The following is an 18,773-nucleotide window of genomic DNA, read 5'->3' as shown; positions in this document are numbered from 1 at the left end:
CAACATTTTTTTAGTCAGGAGCTAAAAGGTCACTTTATTTGTTTTAGTACTACTGATAACCATACCGATGACTACTCTGACTAAATCGTTTATTAAATTATTACTGTTTTTTATAATTGCATTCAGTTCTTTTTTAGGAACCGCACAGTTGAGCGACCTTCATTATTTACCACCAATGAAGCAAGGTCAAAATAATGCAGCTATACAAAACCAAGCAATTCATTTATCTACTCCAGAAACCACACCTTTCAACGTTTATGCTTATCAAGGTACCTCTAACACAATTGTAAGAACATTTACTATTGATAGACTTAACCCAGGTGTTTGGACCTTACCAAATGGTGATAACAATATTACTTTAGTAAACAATGCAAATACCGGTACAGTACTTTCCAATAGTGGTTTACGTTTTATATCTGCGGGCGGAGAAAAGTTTTATGTGAATTACAGAGGTAACTCTGGTGCACAAGCTGCGTCACTGACAGCAAAGGGTAGACAAGCAATGGGTACGAACTTTAAATGGGGCGGTGTACCCAACAAAGGTGCACAAGTATCCAAATCTAATACGTTAGGTATTATGGCCACTGAAGACAACACCACAGTTGTCTTATCCGGTTATGATCCAGGTTGCGAGTTTAGAGTAGGTAATAACAGAGCAGGAATTACCGCCAATTCACATACTATAACCTTAAATGCCAATGAGTCTTTCGTTTATGAAACTTATATAGGAACCTCACCTACACAAGCACATGAAGATGGTTGGATCGGTGCTTCTATAGTAGCAACAAAAGATATTGTAATCAGTAATGGTTCTATGAACTTTGGTAGTCAAGATGGCCAAAGTCACAGAGATGCCGGTATTGATCAGCCAGTACCTATTAATAAATTAGGAAAGGAATATGTATTTATTAGAGGTAACGGTTCTAGTAGCGGCCTTACAGAATTTCCATTGGTAATTGGTACCGCAGATAATACCCAAGTATTTGTAAATGGCAGTACAACACCAATTGCAACCATTAATAATGGTGAATATTTTAAAATACCAAGCTCTTATTACTCTAGTAACTCTGCAGGCGCAAACATGTTTGTTACAACGTCTAAAGATGTTTACGCGTACCAGAGTTTAGCAGGTGCAGCTGCAAATTACACTCAAGGTCTAAACTTTGTAGCCCCGGTAAACTGTTTGTTACCAGATGTAATGGACAATATTCCAGATATTAGAAACATGGCCGGTACTGATGTTACTGGCGGATTAACCATTATTGCTTCGGTAAATACCTTAGACGCAAATATTAAGGTATACGAAGATGGTGTAGAGGTTTCTAAACCGGCGTCTGACCCAGTAGCGGGATCGGATGACTGGAAGACTTTTTACATTCCAAATTTGGATGGCAATATAAACGTAACTTCGACCGGGCCAATGGCTATCGGTTTTTTCGGGTTTAATGGTGCACGTGGTGTTGCCGGCTATTTCTCAGGTTTTGATACCGTACCGGAAGTTGTTTTACAAATCAACGGCGGTGTTGAAGGTGAGTGTTTTTCTGGCTCAAGTATCTTTGAAGCATCAGATGATAATTTCGATGCCTACCAATGGTTTTTTGATGGTGTCGCCATACCAGGCGCAAATGCATATGATTATGCAGCAACCATTGCCGGTGATTACTATGTAAGAGGTACAAAAGGACCATGTACCTACGACTCGCAAACTATTAAGATTTTCTATTGTGAACCAGATGTTCAAATTAAAAAGACAGTTGACAAACCAGAAATTACAGAAGGTGAAACTGCTACTTTTACCATTAGAGCAGAAAATTTATACTTTAATGATATTACCAATTTACAGGTTACAGATAATATTCCTGAAGGATTAACATTGGTTCAGGCCAATACAATTACAGGAACATTTAATGGAAATGTTTGGAATATTGGAACTTTGGCTCCTGGTGAGGTTGCTACATTAACGTTAGAGGTAACCGCAGATGAAATAGACATTTTGCCATTATTAAACCTGGTAAACATAGCTACTAACACCCAAGACCAAACGGATGCCAATATTACAAGAGATGAACCCTCTGCCCGTATTATAGTGCATAACGATTTTGACAATGACGGTGTAGTAGATAGTGTTGATTTAGATGATGATAATGATGGGGTGTTAGATGCTGTTGAGCAAATGTGTATTATATCTAATGACGTAAATTTCACATCACCTTCAAGCACGGTCCAGGGTGGTACCGCCGTAACCGAAATTTTCTCTAACTTCAATGGCTTTTGGAGAAGTTCTACAACTTCAAGAAATCCAGTTTTACCGAATCTATCACATGAATTATTGGCATTCACATCAGGTGGCACAACATTTTCCACAGGCGTTGCAGACGATAATCTTTATGATTCCAACGGCAATGGTTTATTTGACGGTATAGACGCCAACAATGACGGATTTTCGGACATTTCAGCTACAGAGTCTAGCTGGATGGCCTTGACCCCTTCAAACAACATATATGGTGAAGCAACTTTTGAAGCGAATTTAAATGATGGAAATAATGACAATGCTCTAGGATTAACCATGGTTAACGACCCTACTACAGATGCATTGAACCCTTTATTGACACATGGACAAAACGGGTTGGATTTAGGATCCGGCATAGTCAACATTGGCGATACTTGGACTTATGAAATAGATCCTATAGTAGCCTCTAACGTTGGTGATGGTATTCCTGATATTTTATTGACACAAGTTGCAGATCCAAGTGGGGTTAGCCACATTGTAAGTCTTTACGATGCTACAGGTGCCCCGTTAGGGAACGCCGTGCGTGTACAAGCGTATAGTGGAGGAGCACTTACCGGTGTTGTTGGCTCTTACAGATTAGATGTTTACCACGCAAACGGAAGCGTATTCTTTGATAATACAACAAGGGATTATCGCTTGGCCACCGTGGAATTATCAGAGTTTGGCATACCTACCGCCAATTTAGCCGATGTTGCCTATCTAAGATTACAACTTAGTTCAAATGCAGATGTTGCCTTTCTATCCTATAATACAGCGTCCTTTTCTGGATTTTGTGCAAATCTAGATACTGATATGGATGGCTACCCAGATCACTTGGATTTGGATAGTGATGATGATGGATGTAGCGATGCCAATGAATTTTATAAAGATGATGCTGCGGACGGTGGTGATGGCGGCGAGTATGGAACGGGAGTTCCTGCAGTTGACCCTACTGATGGTACGGTAAATGCAGCTTCTTATACTCAGGTTTTTGCACCGGTAATTGTTTTGGACAATACTTCTGAATTATTGGGCGGTACCGATATTAACGGGGAAGATGTAGATTTAGGAGATACTTACAATTATGTATTAAGATTTCAAAATACGGGAGATGATCATGCAACCGGTTTCACCATTAAAAATGTGTTGCCAGACAATGTAAGTTTAGATGACATAAACATTAACGACGCACCGGGCGTAACCAACACCTATGATGAAAGCTCCAGAACAATTACGTTCACCATACCTGACAATCTAGTTCAAATAGACGATCCAGAATATAAAATAAAGATAACGGTTTCCGTTGCAGGCGACTGCTCTGAATTTGTAGCGGCCTGTGCCTCTCAACTAGAGAACCATGCCTATGCCAATTACACCGGCACTTTAAATACCAACACCTTTTCGGACGAAGATGGCAGTAACCCTGCAGGTGCATGTACAACGACTTTAGAAGTTGCCGCCAATAATGTATCAGATGCATTGGCAAATTGTAACGTTGCCCGTACAGTAGAACTTTGCGGCGCCAGCGGAACACTTTCTGCCGGTATAGGTTTTGACAGCTACACTTGGGCGATTGATAACAATAATAATGGATCAATAGATTCTGGTGATACTATTTTAGATAACGGTACATCAAACACGCTAACGGTTACAACAATAGGCAACTATATTGTTGAAAAAACATCGGCTTCAGGTTGTGCAAACCATACGGAATTGATTACCGTAGAGCGTTATGGCGAAACACAGACCAACCCGATCATCAGTTACTTTAACCAAGTTAATGGTGACAGCAACCCAGATAATGATATTCAAGGTGAAATTGTAACATGTTCTAACGATAACAACTCAATGCCACATATTTTCCTATGTGGAGATACCGATAGTGCATTTATACAGTTAGGTATAACCGATGCTTTGAGCATTAAGTGGGAAAAACTTGACGAAACAAGCTGTAATACCACTACTTGTGGAGATGTAAGTGATGATTGCGCAAACACAAATGGTGGGTGGACATGGAACCAGGTAACCGATGCCGATAATTTTACAATAACCGAAAGTGGTAAATACAGGGTGGTCATTGGTTATGAGGGCGGATGTTTCAGTAGGTTCTATTTCAATGCATATCAAAATACATTGGACATCCCTGAACCAGATTCATCTGATATTATTTGTGATACCGAAGGTTCTATACGAGTAATAGACCTAGGTAGTGGTTACGGATACCAGTTATTCGATGTAGAAAACAATGCTATAGCTGTACCTTTCAGTGCGGCACAAGGTCCTAATTTTGCTATAACGGCCAGCGGTACCTATAAAGTGCAGATTACGCAGTTGAATCCTACCACAGGTGCACCCATTGAAAATAGTTGTGTATTTGAAACAGAGGAAATTGGGATTGCCGAAAGAATTTTTGACACAACGGTAAGTTCAGTACCATTTGATTGCAACGATGCGGGAACAATATCCATACAGGCACTGAACGTTTCGCCAGAGTATAGCTATGAACTATATTTTGACAACGGTAGCGGTGGCAAAGGAGACTTGGTCGCCAATAATCTACTTTCAAAGGACAATACACATACATTTACCGGTCTTTCTGCAGATGACTATGTTGTGGTAACGACTACCATAGATGGCTGTAGTGATGAAAGTACTATTACGGTCGACGAAATTCCCGAACTAAGGTTAACCGCTACAAACCAAGATAATATTACCTGTACTCCCGGTGTAATTAATTTAACGGCCACTGGCGGCACAACAGGTTATGAATATGCCATATACAGTAAAGATGGTGTCGCTCCTTACGCGGATGAGACAACTATACCAGATTCAGAATTTACGACCAATCCATCGTTTTTATTCGGATATGATGGTACGCCTTCTACATATGTACCTAATGAAGATGGGGAATATGTTTTTGTAATTAGAGATGATAACGGATGCTACGGATTGTCAAATAATGTACAGATGCAAGATCTGGGCACCATAAGCATTTCAGCATCAAATACGGCTATTACGTGTGCAGATTCTGCTAGCGCTGTATTGACCATAACTGCTTCTGGCGGTAATGCCCCTTACCAATATAGTATTGATGATGGCGCAACCTTCCAGACAGAAAACTTCTTTAACAATATAGCTGCGGGGGTATATAACATTACCGTAATGGATTCCAATAGTAACCCTGGGAATGCATGTAAAGAGACTATAGCGTATGAGGTTACCCAACCATTTGCTTTAACGGCATCACCTTCAATTATTGAAGATGCTTCATGTGATACGTCTGGTGCGGCAACGCCTACGGCTTTGGTAAAGATTTTAAATGCAAGTGGTGGTCAAGCACCTTACCAATATAGTTTTGACGGAGGTAATTCATTCTCTACGGTAGATGAACAACGTTTAGCACCTGGCACCTACCAATTGGGAATTAAAGATGCTTTGGAATGTTCTACAGACCTAGAAATTACCGTACCTACGTCTACTATTGCACCAACTTTTACAAATGACATTACCTATGAGTGCGATGGAGACGGCGTAGTAACGATTACCCCTTCAAATACAACGGATTTTACCTATACCTATAAATTGAACGGTACGGACAACGCGCCATTGAACAGTAATATTTTCAATGATGTTGCTTCAGGTACTCAAACCATAACTGTTGGATACACGAATACCATTGCAAGCTCTCAAAGTACCTTGTTCCTTGAAAATTTTGGAGCGGGTGTAACTACACAGATTGCTGAAATTGGTGCAGGATATTGCTACGAACCACAGGATGGAACTGAAACGGATTGTAACTTAGGACCTGCAGGAATACTTGTAAATGCGGAATATGCTGTTACCAATAGAATAACCAACCCTAATGCATCTTGGAGAAGCCCTAATGACCACTCTGGTTTAACCGATGGTAGATTTATGGCAATTGGGGTAAGCACCTCTGCCGGTGACAACAACATTTTATGGTCAAGAACAGGATTAGAAGCACTTGCCGATCAAGAAATCACGATATCGTTCTACGCTTATAACATATTAATAGACAATGCTTCTGGTAACGATCCAGAAATATTGGTAGAATTGGTAGACGGTTCAGGTACTTTAATCAGTAGTCAGGCAACTGCCGCTATTCCTCAAAACAACAATGCAGATGACTGGCACCAAAGAACGGTTACTTTCAATCCTGGTGCAAATACCACAGTTGGTGTTGTATTGCGTACCAATTTAAATAGTGATAATGGTAATTTCTTGGTATTAGATGATATTCAGGCATCACAAACTCCAGAAATTTGTGAGCAAACCAAAGATATTACGGTAATTGTAGAATCCGGAAAAACTTTTGAAGTAGCCATTTTAGGTAGTACAGACCCTACATGTAACGGTAGCGATAACGGTAGTATTCGTTTTGAAGTTTCTAATTTTGATCCAGTCTTAGGATATCAATATTCTGTAGATGGCGGTGCAACTTGGACAGCAGAAACTACATCACCTATTACTACCCCTGCAACATTTTCAGATGGTACGTACACTGTAATGGTAGAAAAAATAGATGACAATTCATGTACCGCAACCTCAGCAACATCGGTAACGCTTACTTCTCCAAATGCATTAACGGCAGATCTTAAACAAACTGCTGAATTTACGTGCTTTAATACTGGGGCAACTTTACAAGCATCTGCAAATGAAGGCACACCAGGTTATGAATATCAGTTAGAATTAACGGATAATACCGTAATAAGGACCTACACTACCTCAACACAGTTTTTGAACGTACCCGCAGGTACCTACCACGTAAGAGTAAGGGACGATAATAATTGTGAAGCAGTTTCAACGGCCACCGTAACCGTTTCTCAGCCAGAGACAATTGCTTTTGGTCTTACCGCTACACAGTGTTATGACGGTCAAAACAACGGTACAGTTACTGCAACGGTAACCGATGGCAATGGTAACTATTCATTTAGAATTAACGGCGGAGCATGGCAAACACCTTCTCCAATAACCGACGTTACCTATACATTCAGCAACTTATCCGAAGGTACTTATGATGTAGAAGTAAATGATGAATATGGTTGTGTTTCAGCGCTACAATCCATTACCATTGCACCTACAATTTCACTAAGTGTGGAGCCTGTAAATGCAAGTTTATGTGCCGATGGTCGTTTAACGGCAACTGCATCGGGTGGTGACAATAATTTCATGTATGCCTTTGTTCCTAATGGAACTACGGTTACAGATGCTGATTTTTCAACAAGTAATTCTACAACAATTGCCTTGGCAGATATTGGAGATTATGATATCTATGTAAGAGATAAAGCAAATGGTACGGATGCTTGCCAAACGATGGTAACCGAAACCATATCCGCAAATCCGGTATTGGACATTACTGCCGTAGCAACAGACCCAGATTGTCATGACGGTACAGGAAATATAGAAGTTACAATTAATGACGGATTATCTCCTTTCGATTATAGATTGATAGACATTACCAATGGTGCACCAGACCAAGTACAAACCAATGTTGTTGGATCTACTAAAACCTATTATAATCTAGCACCAGGTGATTACGATGTAGTAATTACCGATGAAGCCGGATGTTCTGAAACAGAATCTGTAACGATTACAGCACCAGCTGAACTTACAGCAGATATTGTATTAGCTTATGCAAGTGATTGTAGCGGAGCCGATACTGATTTTGGTTTCGATTTTACAAACGTAACTACAGGTTTAACCGGTACTATAGAATATAGTCAAGACGGTGGTAGTACGTGGCAAACAGGAACTAGTTTTAGAACAGGATTATCTTCTGGAGATGAAGTTTTCCCTTCCATTAGAACAATTGACGGTAGCGGCAATTTAATTTGTCAAACAGATTTACCAAGAGAAATCATTCCTTATCCATTGGATGATTTGGATATTACCACTTCATCCGTAGTTGAAAATTGTGATGAATTAAAAGTAAAAGTACAAGGTGGCGAAGGAGTTCCAGGTTACGAATATACTTTTTCAAGTGATCCCGCAAATTTTGATGAAAGCACCGCTACATGGTACCCCGGTGGCGCTATTGCTTTGGACGGAAGTACGGTAACTGCAGGTCATGGTATGTATGAGTTCACAAATTTGATACCTGGTAGAACGTATGTTTTCTATGTTAGAGATAACAATACACCAGTAACTTGTATTAGACAAAGTACAGTAAACGTAAATGAAATTGCGGGTGGCCTACCAATGACCATTACTCCAGAAATCAGCCCTTCTTGTAGTACATCTAACAATGGCGAGATCACTTATACGATAGTTGACGAAGATGGTTTGACCGAACCTAGTATGCAATGGACTTTATTTGATATCGACAATAACATCGTTGATCAAAGTGCAGGTGTAATAGCCTACAATAACACCATTACCGTAACGGGTCTTTCACCTAACGAATATTATATTCAAGTAACGCAAATAGACAGCGGTGGTGCACAACAGTGTATCAGTGCCAGTGAAAATGCTATTCTAGATGAATTGGATATTATTACCGGAAACCCAAGATCAATTCAAGATATTTCGTGTGAAAATCCCGGTCTAATATTAATAGACAATGTTCAAGGAGGTGGTGGCACCTATGCATATACCATTACAGGTCCTTCACCTTTTACTACCATTACGGCAACCGGAGACAACCCTATTGAGATTGCTGCAGGATTACCGGCGGGTACTTACACGGTAACGGTAGAAGATCAATATGGTTGCTCCTATAATTTGGGCAACGTTACCATGAGCTTTATGGCAGCACCAACTATTGACGATGTGGAAATAGCTAATTGCGCTACCAATGCTTCTGTAACCATAAATGTTACAGGTACGGGAACCGTTCTTTATTCTATTGATGGCGGTAGCACATATCAAAACAATAATGGCATATATAATACCGTACCGGCCGGCAGCTATACCGTAGTTGTTAAAGATGCTACAGGTTGTACGGTAAACACCAATATAGTGGTGCACCCTACTCTACAAGCCTCTGCAAGTTTAGATAAGCAATTAGGTTGTGGTGCGGGTTATGAAGCTGAAATAGCTATTGAAGGTATTTCAGGTTCAGGCAACTATGAATTCGAAATTTTAGATAGTGCGTCTGCCAATGTGGTAGCAAAGCAAACGCTTACCGGCGGTGCTATGAACGTACCGGTAAGCGTACCGGATGATACGGTAGACACCATTTACACGGTAAATGTATATGATATAGGCACGGCATCACCAAATTGTAGTAGAACTTTTGCGGTAACCATTCCTGCTGCCGTACGTCCAGATTTCACGGCAACCCCTACTAAGGTTAGTTGTACCGGTGCCGAAGATGGCACAATAGAATTGGTTCAGGTCAATAACGGCAACAATCCGCTAACTTATACTCTAACACCTATGCCCTCAAGTGCATCGTGGGATGCAAGTACCCAGTCATTTATAGACTTACCGGGCGGCACATACGATGTTACCGCTAGAGGTCCTAATAATTGTTCTACGGTAAAATCTGTTATTGTTGAAGAAAATGTAGCTATAGCATTTACTGCTCCGGTTCCTGCTCAATTTGGCTGTACTACCGGTAATAACCAAGATAATGCCACTATAACAATAGACCCTATTACAATAGTTGGTGGTAGCGGAACATACAATCGTTTTGAATTTATAGACGATGCAACCAATGTTGTTCTTCAAAACAGCAATAATTTGACCTATACACATACAGATGCCGCTGGCGGGGATATAATTGTTCGTGTTTATGACGACGAAGGCTGTTCTGCGGAACATGTAGTGACCATAAATCCTTATGATATTTTTGTGGACGCAACGGTAACTGTAGACAGGGACTTGGACTGTGTTAACAACGGTGAGAACATAACTATAGTTGTAAATAGTAGCGTTACCAATACTACTGCAAATCTTGCAAACTATGAATTTAGAATATTGCCATCCGCAAGTTATCAAACTGGTGACAATACATTTACAGATTTGGCAATTGGCACCTATACTATTGGTATTAGAAATATTACTACTGGTTGTGAAATAACACGAACTCATATGGTAGAAGACCCTAATACATTTAGTATTGAGGTTAATAAGCTTTCTGATGTAGTATGTTTTGGAACCGATGGGGCCATTGAGGTAACCTTTACCGATGCTACCTATACAGGCGATTTCAACTGGGAAGTTTTAAATGCCGATGGATCAGCTACTGCACGTACAGATGATGCCGATACTTTTGCAGGAACAGGTACAACAGCTTCTATTCCAGTAGCTGCCGGTAGTTATATTTTAAGAGCTTCACAAGTTGGAACTCCTGAATGTGTTCAAGAAAGAGCATTTACGATTACATCACCTAGCGCAGCAATTACTTTAGCCGCAATAGAGACAAAAGATGTTGGTTGTAGTAATGATATGGGAAGTGCAAATATTACGCCTAATGGCGGCGAAGCTCCGTTCAATATTGTATTAACGCATGTAAGTTCTTCAACAACCTATACTGCAAATCAAGTAAATGGTAATTTATTCACAGGTTTAAGTGATGGTCAATATACAGTAGAAATTACGGATAGTCTAGGTTGTACAGAAACCTTTACCAACGCATTTACGTTGACCCCTCCAGAACCAATTGTTGCAAATATTCAATCTGTAGTAGGTTTGGAGTGCGAAGGTGATACTGACGGAATAATTACCGCGGCATTTACACCAAGAACAGTGTCTACAAATTATAGATACATTCTTAAAACATATGATAGTGACGGACCTGGAGCAAATCTTTTACAGACATCCAGTTCACAGACTACGGCATCCTTCATGAATTTAAGATCAGGCTATTATAGTGTTACTATACTAGATGAACTAAATTGTTCTGACGAAACTAATATTGTTGAGATTGCAGAACCTGTACAAGTTAGAGGTCAATTGGTTACGGCACAAAGAGCAACATGTTTAAATGATGCACAATTATTGTTGACCGCTTCTGGTGGTACGGGGCCATATATGTGGAATACGGATGGTACCTCAACATTCAATGCCATGAATGAAACTAATGGACCTAACACCCATTTGTTCACAGGTGTTCTTCCAAATACATATGAGTACTATATTCAAGATAGTTTTGGTTGTGTATCTGTTGTAAGTAATAGCGTAACAGTAAATCCGATCGTTCCGTTGACGGTAACTTTAGATAACAACAACCCAACAATTAGTTGTAACGGTGATGATAGCGGAGTTATAAATGCTGAAGCACAAGGTGGTTTGGGCAATTACGAATATGCATTGTACTCTGATGCAGGTTTAACAAATGTGGTACGATCTGGTCAACCAACCGGTTTGTTCACCGATTTATTGGCAGGAACATATTATGTAAGGGTTCAAAGCGATGATTGCGAAGTATCATCTGCACTAATAAATATTACAGAACCGGAAGCATTGGTTATTGACACCGCTAATACAACCATTAACGATGTTACCTGTAATGGGCAAGAAGATGGCAGTATAACGGTTAATATGATAGGTGGTTCAGGAATATACCAATATGCAATTTCACCAAATTTAGATCGCTTTAGTGATGACAATACCTTTGATGAATTGGCACCTGGCGATTATGTAATCATAGCACAAGATTCCAACGGTTGTTTTGAGCTTGTTGAAGCAACTATTGTAGAACCGGAAGTATTAGAAGTAATAACTGAAAGCACTCCAGAAATATGTGTTGGCGAAGAAGATGGTACAATTGATTTGACTATAACTGGCGGTACCGCTCCATATAGCACACGTTTAGAATCAGAAACAGACTTTGTACAAGACAGGTTAAGCTTTACGAACTTGGCGGCCGGTGACTATATCATATATATAGAAGATGCACAAGGTTGTGAAGAAACAATTATAGTTACCATAGACGCAGGTGTAGATCTTGGAGCAACTGTAGAGCCGATATATGGCTGTAACGGCACAATACCAAGTAACTATGTAAGCATCACACTAAACGATCCTAGTATAGAAAATGATGTACTATTTGGCTTAGATACCGTTGATCCGTTAGAGATGCAATTGACACCTATGTTCAGGGACCTTACTCCCGGAACGCATTACATCAGTATTTCTCACGCAAATGGTTGTTTAACCACATACGATGTTGAGGTATTGGCATTCGATCCTCTTGAGATTACCGTTGTAGAAAGTAATATCAATCAGATAACCGCAACTGTCGTTGGAGGTAGAGAAAACTATACTTTCTACTTTGAGGATGAGAATAGAGGTTCTGAAAATGTATTCTATATTACAGAAACGGGCACCTATGCAATAACCGTAGTAGATGAAAACGGATGTGAAGCTACAGCTAGCCTGTTCATTGAATTTATTGACATTGAAATTCCTAATTTCTTTACTCCAAATGGTGATGGTCAGAACGATTTTTGGATGCCGGGTAATATTGAAATTTATCCAGAGATTTTTATAAGCATCTATGATAGATACGGTAGAGCGGTCTACACATTTAAAGATAATGAAGACGGATGGGACGGATTCTATCAGGAAAACGAACTACCTACCGGAGACTATTGGTATGTCATTAAACTAAACGGCGCGGCCGACACTAGAGAGTTTGTAGGAAACTTCACTCTATATAGATAAGTAAATTAATAGAGGTAGCTAAAATAGCTACCTCTGTTTTTTTACACATTAACCACTTAATATCAACATTATACAACTATTAATTGTGGTTTTAGGGCAATTAAAGTTTCTTTAACCTTATACCTGGCAGGCTTATTATGAAGCAAAAGTATATTTTATTAATACTACTACTAATGATTTCGTCAATTGGTTTTTCCCAATTGAGTGATTTGCATTACCTGCCACCTTTAAAACAAGGGGGCAATAATCAAGCTGTAACCCAACAAAGCATCTATCTATCCACCCCGGAAACAACCGCATTTACGGTAAATATCTATCAAGGTACATCTACCACCTTATTTACTACTGCATCTATTTCCAAAACTACGCCACAAGAAATCATATTGGCAAATGGTGATAATAATATAACCATGATGACCAACGCAAATACCGGTATTGTTCTTACCAGCGGGGGTTTAAGATTGGAGGCTCCAGGCGGAGAAAAATTCTATGTCAATTATAGGGGGCGATCTGGATCACAAGCAACCTCCTTGACCAGTAAGGGAAGACAAGCAATGGGTACCCACTTTAAATGGGGAGGTACACCTAATAAAGGAACACAGAACAGTTTAACCAATTCGCTTGGTATAATGGCCACTGAAAATGGTACTACGGTAACACTCTCAGGGTATGATCCGGGGTGTGAGTTTAGACTGGGCAACGATCGTGATGGTATAACCGCAGATACCTATACCATAAACTTAAATGCCAATGAATCTTTTGTATTTGAAGCGTATGTTGCAGAAACTCCCGCTAATGCAGATGGTTGGTTAGGTGCAGATGTAATTTCAAATAACCCTATCGTTATAAGTAATGGTGGCCTTAATACCGGAGCAAGGGTAGGTTATTCCGGTAGAGATGCCGCCATTGACCAACCCGTACCTCAAAACAGATTGGGCAAAGAGTATGTATTTATTAGAGGCAACGGTACAAGCGAAACAGAAATACCGATTATAATTGGCACCCAAAACGGTACGGCCATTTATGTAAACGGTTCTACTACTCCGATAGCAACTATCAACAACGGCGATTATTTTGAAATTCCCGAAAGTAATTATTCTGTTTCTTCTGCCGGTGGAAATATGTTCGTAACTACCTCAAAAGATGCCTACGCCTATCAATTAATGGCAGGTGCAAGTGCCATCTACACCCAAGGCCTAAATTTTATAGCCCCGGTCAATTGTTTGTTGCCGGATACGGTAGATAATATTACACATATAGAAGATGCGGCCGGTGTAACCATGACAGGAGGTGTTACGTTAATTGCCTCTACCACTACCCCAGATGCGAATATTACCGTTACAGACGGAACGGGAACGGTAGCACTACCTCCTTCATCTGCAGTAGCGGGCACAACGCTTTGGAAAACTTACTATGTAGCAAATTTAACGGGAGATGTAACAGTAGAGTCTACAGGTCCTATTGCCGTAGGTTTTATAGGTTTTAGCGGCGCAAGAGGTATAGCAGGATATTTTTCAGGTTTTGATACCGTACCGGAAGTTGATTTAGCGGTTACCGGAGGCGGATGCCTACCGACAGCACAGGTAGAGGTTATAGATCCTAATTTTGATGATTATCAGTGGTTTGAAAACGGTTCTTTGATTGCAGGTGCCAATAGCCCCACCTATACGCCTACTACAGCAGGCGATTATTACGTAAGGGTAACCAAGGGCGGTTGCACCTATGATTCTCAACCACTTACCGCATATTACTGTGAGCCGGATATTGTAATTAAAAAAGTAGCCGACCAAAATACGGTCAATGATGGTGAGGAAGTCACCTTTACCATTACCGTAGAAAGTTATGGCATCAACTCAGTTTCAAACCTTGTGCTCACAGATGTTTTGCCAGATGGTATCTCCTTAATATCCGCATCAGTGTCAAAGGGTAGTTTTACGTATCCAAATTGGTCCGTAGGCAGCATGAATAGTGGTGATTTGGAAACTTTGACATTGGTAACAAGGGTCAGTTTACCAAATGTAAATACCACAACTGCAACATATACCAATAATATAAGTAATTCTCAAGACCAGACCGATACGAACATTACTGCCGATGACCCATCAGAGACGGTAACGGTCAATTTTAATACCCCCACTACGGTAATTACCAACCGCAGAATTACCTTTAGGGCAACAAGTATGTAAGAATTTTTGTAACAAACCATCAAGTAAGTCGTCAAGTAAGCATAATCAATCAAAAAACACTTGACGTGAGTACTATTCTATCAGTCAATCATCTTACTAAAAAATTTGGATATCTAACTGCAGTAAAAGATCTCTCGTTCACCATTGAAAAAGGGAATGTTTATGGCATTTTAGGTCCTAACGGTAGTGGCAAATCAACCACCCTGGGCATTGTATTGAACGTGGTCAACAAAACTAGCGGAGAATTTGCTTGGTTTGGCGGCGACACCTCAACACATGAAGCATTGAAAAAAGTAGGTGCCATTATTGAGCGCCCAAACTTCTATCCGTATATGACTGCTTTGCAAAACTTAAAATTGGTTTGCAAGATCAAAGATGTATCAGAAGATAAAATAGAGGAAAAGTTAGATTTGGTTGGGCTTCTAGACAGAAAAAACAGCAAATTCAAAACTTTTTCGTTAGGCATGAAACAACGTTTGGCTATTGCCTCTGCCCTATTGAACGATCCGGAAATACTAATTTTAGACGAACCTACAAATGGTCTAGATCCACAAGGAATTCATCAAATCAGGGAAATTATCAAAACCATAGCCGCAAAGGGCACTACTATTCTTTTAGCTTCCCATTTATTGGACGAGGTAGAGAAAGTTTGCACACATGTTGTTATTCTAAGAAAAGGAGAAAAACTTTATTCTGGCAGGGTAGATAGTTTACAGGCCAGTTTCGGTTTTTTCGAATTAAAATCAGACGATCTGGAAAAACTTAGTTCGTATTTACGAACTAACGAACATTTTGGCAGCATTAAACAGGAGAATGGTTTGGTCACGGCAATTCTAACTTCGGAGTTAGATGCGCAAACATTAAACAAGCTACTTTTTGATAAGGGAATCATTGTATCTCATTTAGTAAAACGAAAAGAAAGTTTAGAAGAGCAATTTTTAGCACTAACCAAAAACGTTAACGCCTAACCACTGACCATTATGATACGATTGCTTCAAATAGAATTTATAAAATTATGGAACAACAGGGCCAGCAAGGTGCTGATCATTTCCTATTTTGCCCTTTTAACCTCTATTGCGTTGGTAGCGGCCATTAAATTTGATATTGGCCCTATAAAATTTCACTTGGCGGATCAAGGTATTTTCAACTTTCCGTACATCTGGCATTTTAATACATTTATAACAGCATTTTTTAAATTGTTCCTAGCCATAGTCATTGTTTCAATGATGTCTAACGAATACAGCAATAAAACGATCAAACAGAATTTAATAGACGGACTCTCAAAAAAAGAATTCATCCTTTCAAAATTCTTGACCGTCATTACTTTTTCATTAGTATCCACATTTTTCGTTTTTATAGTTTCTTTAATTTTAGGACTCATTTACTCAGATTTTAATGAATTATCTATAATTTTCACCGATTTAGAGTTTCTTTTAGCCTTTTTTGTAAAACTAACGGGCTTCTTTTCTTTTTGTCTTTTCTTGGGGGTTTTGGTAAAACGCTCGGCCTTTGCCCTTGGCTTTTTAATATTATGGCAAGTTTTTGAAGGAATCTTCAGGGGTATTATCAGATGGAAATTTTTTGATAGTGAGACCACTGATATGATCATGGGCTTTTTTCCCTTACAAGCAATGTTCAATCTTATAAAAGAACCATTTTCTAGATTGGGTGCCGTACAATCCGTTGCAAACCAAATGGGCGAAAAGCTTGCATTAGATTATTATATTCATTGGTATGAAATTGTAATCGTTTTAGCTTGGATCGCTATATTCGTTTACGGTTCGTATGCCATATTAAAGAAACGTGACCTTTAATAGCTTCATTAGAATTAAGACTTAAAATCAATTAACCAGAGCACTAAAGCCGTAGAGTTTTCAATTTGTGGTATATTGTATTGATTACAAATATGCTATGAAAAAGAAATGGGACATGAGAATACCCCCAATATTGGTTGCGCCAATATTTTTCATGGCCATTATGTTGAGTATATGCAAAACCTCTGCACAAGAATGTCCTGCACTTATGAGTCCTGCCGATGGCTCTACCTTGGTTTCAGTAGACGCCACTATTACTTGGGAATCCGTAACAGGTGTTCCCGGTTATATTATTTCGTTAGGAACCACTCCCGGAGGAAACGATATTCTGAATGAAAGAAATGTAGGTACAGCTACCAATTTCACGCCAACCACAGGTTTGCCCGAGAATACGGAAATATTTGTTACTATAACCTTATTTTTCTTTAATCAACCAAATATAGTTTGTGACAGTCAACGTTTTACAACAGCTGCTTTGACCGGAGTACCACAATGCACAACATTGACCTTGCCGGTAAATGAAGCTACGGACATAAATACTGCTACCAATATTTCTTGGATGGCAGCACCGAGCGCTACAGGGTATTTTATATCCATTGGCACTACGCTGCTAGGAAACGAAATACTTAAGGATACCGATATAGGCAATTCACTTAATTACAACCCACCAACAGATCTACCTGCAGAATCGGAAATCTATGTTACGATAATACCATACAACAGAATCGGTATGGCAGTGGGATGCACTACGCTTATGTTCACCACGGCCCAACAAGCTATATTACCCCTGTGCACTACAATGCTCTCTCCTATGAACGGAGAGACCAATGTACCCTTAAGCCCTACCCTTGAATGGAACGCAGCGCCCAATGCTACCGGCTACAGGGTCTCAATAGGTACCTCGCCATTTGAGACCAACATCCTAGAAAATGCTATTTTTTTCAAGACCTCCACGGTAGTCATAGACTTTGAACCCAACAGAACCTTTTTTATTTCCATTATTCCTTTCAATGCAGCAGGTGAAGCTATAGGCTGTACACAAGAAACATTTTCCACATTACTTGGCTGCGGTCCTTATTATGACCCACTTAGTGGAGAATTATTAGTTTTAAACCCCGAAATAACCTTTCCGGACATCGTTTCTATTTGTTTGGATAATGAAATTAGCGTTGTTACTGCAACCGATGAAGCTGATGGTTATAGATGGTATAAATTAGATGCTAGAGGAAATGAGACCTTATTATCAACTACAGCACAAGTAACCATAGACGAAGAAGGAGCATATGTGTATGAAGCCTATGTAAATATTGAAGAATCTGGCAGAACATTTGAATGTGCATCTTCAAAAACATTTGAAGCCAAAATATCACAAGCACCTGAAATAAAGGATATAAAAGTACAGTTAAGCGCAAGCTCACTTAACTATGAAGTAATTACAGGTATTAATGGCAATTATGAATATGCCATAGATAATAAGGACGGACCATATCAAGATTCTAATCGTTTTACAGATCTATCATTAACGGACCATATAATTTATGTTCGTGATAAAGATGGGTGTGGAACTACATCTAGCATGGTAGAGCAGGATTTAACCGTAAGCGGTTTTCCCAAATTCTTTACACCAAATGGTGACGGCATTAATGATTTTTGGCAGTTTATACCACCAAATGATACTGATGAATACAAAGTTTCCAAAATATTTATTTTCGACAAGTTCGGAGCGTTTATAGCGCAGATTTCACCAAATAAAGACGGCTGGAACGGTAGTTTAAACGGAAGGCCGCTACCTGAATCTAATTATTGGTTTAAAGCCATAGCTACCAATAACAAAACCATTATAGGCTATTTTAGCTTAAAACGGTAGGTGTA

General features: G+C 39.6%; 5 protein-coding genes. All 5 read left to right on the top strand.

Translation table 11 applies throughout. The features are described from left to right. Window positions 1–67: 67 nt before the first annotated feature. The 5 genes from PXC01_RS09030 (at window position 68) to PXC01_RS09010 (ending at window position 18,768) form a co-directional block, all read left to right on the top strand. Window positions 68–12,901 (top strand): T9SS type B sorting domain-containing protein, encoded by a 12,834-nt coding sequence (locus PXC01_RS09030; RefSeq protein ID WP_276471957.1) that lies wholly within the window; start codon window positions 68–70, stop codon window positions 12,899–12,901. 173 nt (window positions 12,902–13,074) lie between these two features. Further along, window positions 13,075–15,087 carry a DUF11 domain-containing protein gene (locus PXC01_RS09025; protein ID WP_276471956.1) on the top strand — a complete coding sequence of 671 codons (2,013 nt, stop codon included), beginning with the start codon at window positions 13,075–13,077 and terminating at the stop codon, window positions 15,085–15,087. A 65-nt stretch (window positions 15,088–15,152) separates the two neighbouring features. Further along, on the top strand, window positions 15,153–16,055 hold the full coding sequence (locus tag PXC01_RS09020) for an ABC transporter ATP-binding protein (protein ID WP_276471955.1): 903 nt from the start codon (window positions 15,153–15,155) through the stop codon (window positions 16,053–16,055). A 12-nt stretch (window positions 16,056–16,067) separates the two neighbouring features. Further along, a complete protein-coding gene (locus tag PXC01_RS09015; protein WP_276471954.1) occupies window positions 16,068–16,901 on the top strand; it encodes an ABC transporter permease in 834 nt (277 codons plus the stop codon). 97 nt (window positions 16,902–16,998) lie between these two features. Beyond that, the gene (locus PXC01_RS09010; protein ID WP_276471953.1) at window positions 16,999–18,768 is read left to right on the top strand and encodes a T9SS type B sorting domain-containing protein; all 1,770 of its coding nucleotides are present in this window, start codon (window positions 16,999–17,001) and stop codon (window positions 18,766–18,768) included. Window positions 18,769–18,773 lie beyond the last annotated feature (5 nt).

Origin of the sequence: Maribacter huludaoensis (genome assembly GCF_029350945.1) — a bacterium.
GTDB lineage: Bacteria > Bacteroidota > Bacteroidia > Flavobacteriales > Flavobacteriaceae > Maribacter > Maribacter huludaoensis.
This window is presented reverse-complemented; position numbering and strand designations above follow the sequence as displayed.

Excerpts from the sequence above, each read along its gene's own strand:
- PXC01_RS09030 (WP_276471957.1), top strand. The coding sequence starts at position 68 with ATGACTACTCTGACTAAATCGTTTATTAAATTATTACTGTTTTTTATA.
- PXC01_RS09015 (WP_276471954.1), top strand. The coding sequence starts at position 16,068 with ATGATACGATTGCTTCAAATAGAATTTATAAAATTATGGAACAACAGG.
- PXC01_RS09025 (WP_276471956.1), top strand. The coding sequence starts at position 13,075 with ATGATTTCGTCAATTGGTTTTTCCCAATTGAGTGATTTGCATTACCTG.
- PXC01_RS09010 (WP_276471953.1), top strand. The coding sequence starts at position 16,999 with ATGAAAAAGAAATGGGACATGAGAATACCCCCAATATTGGTTGCGCCA.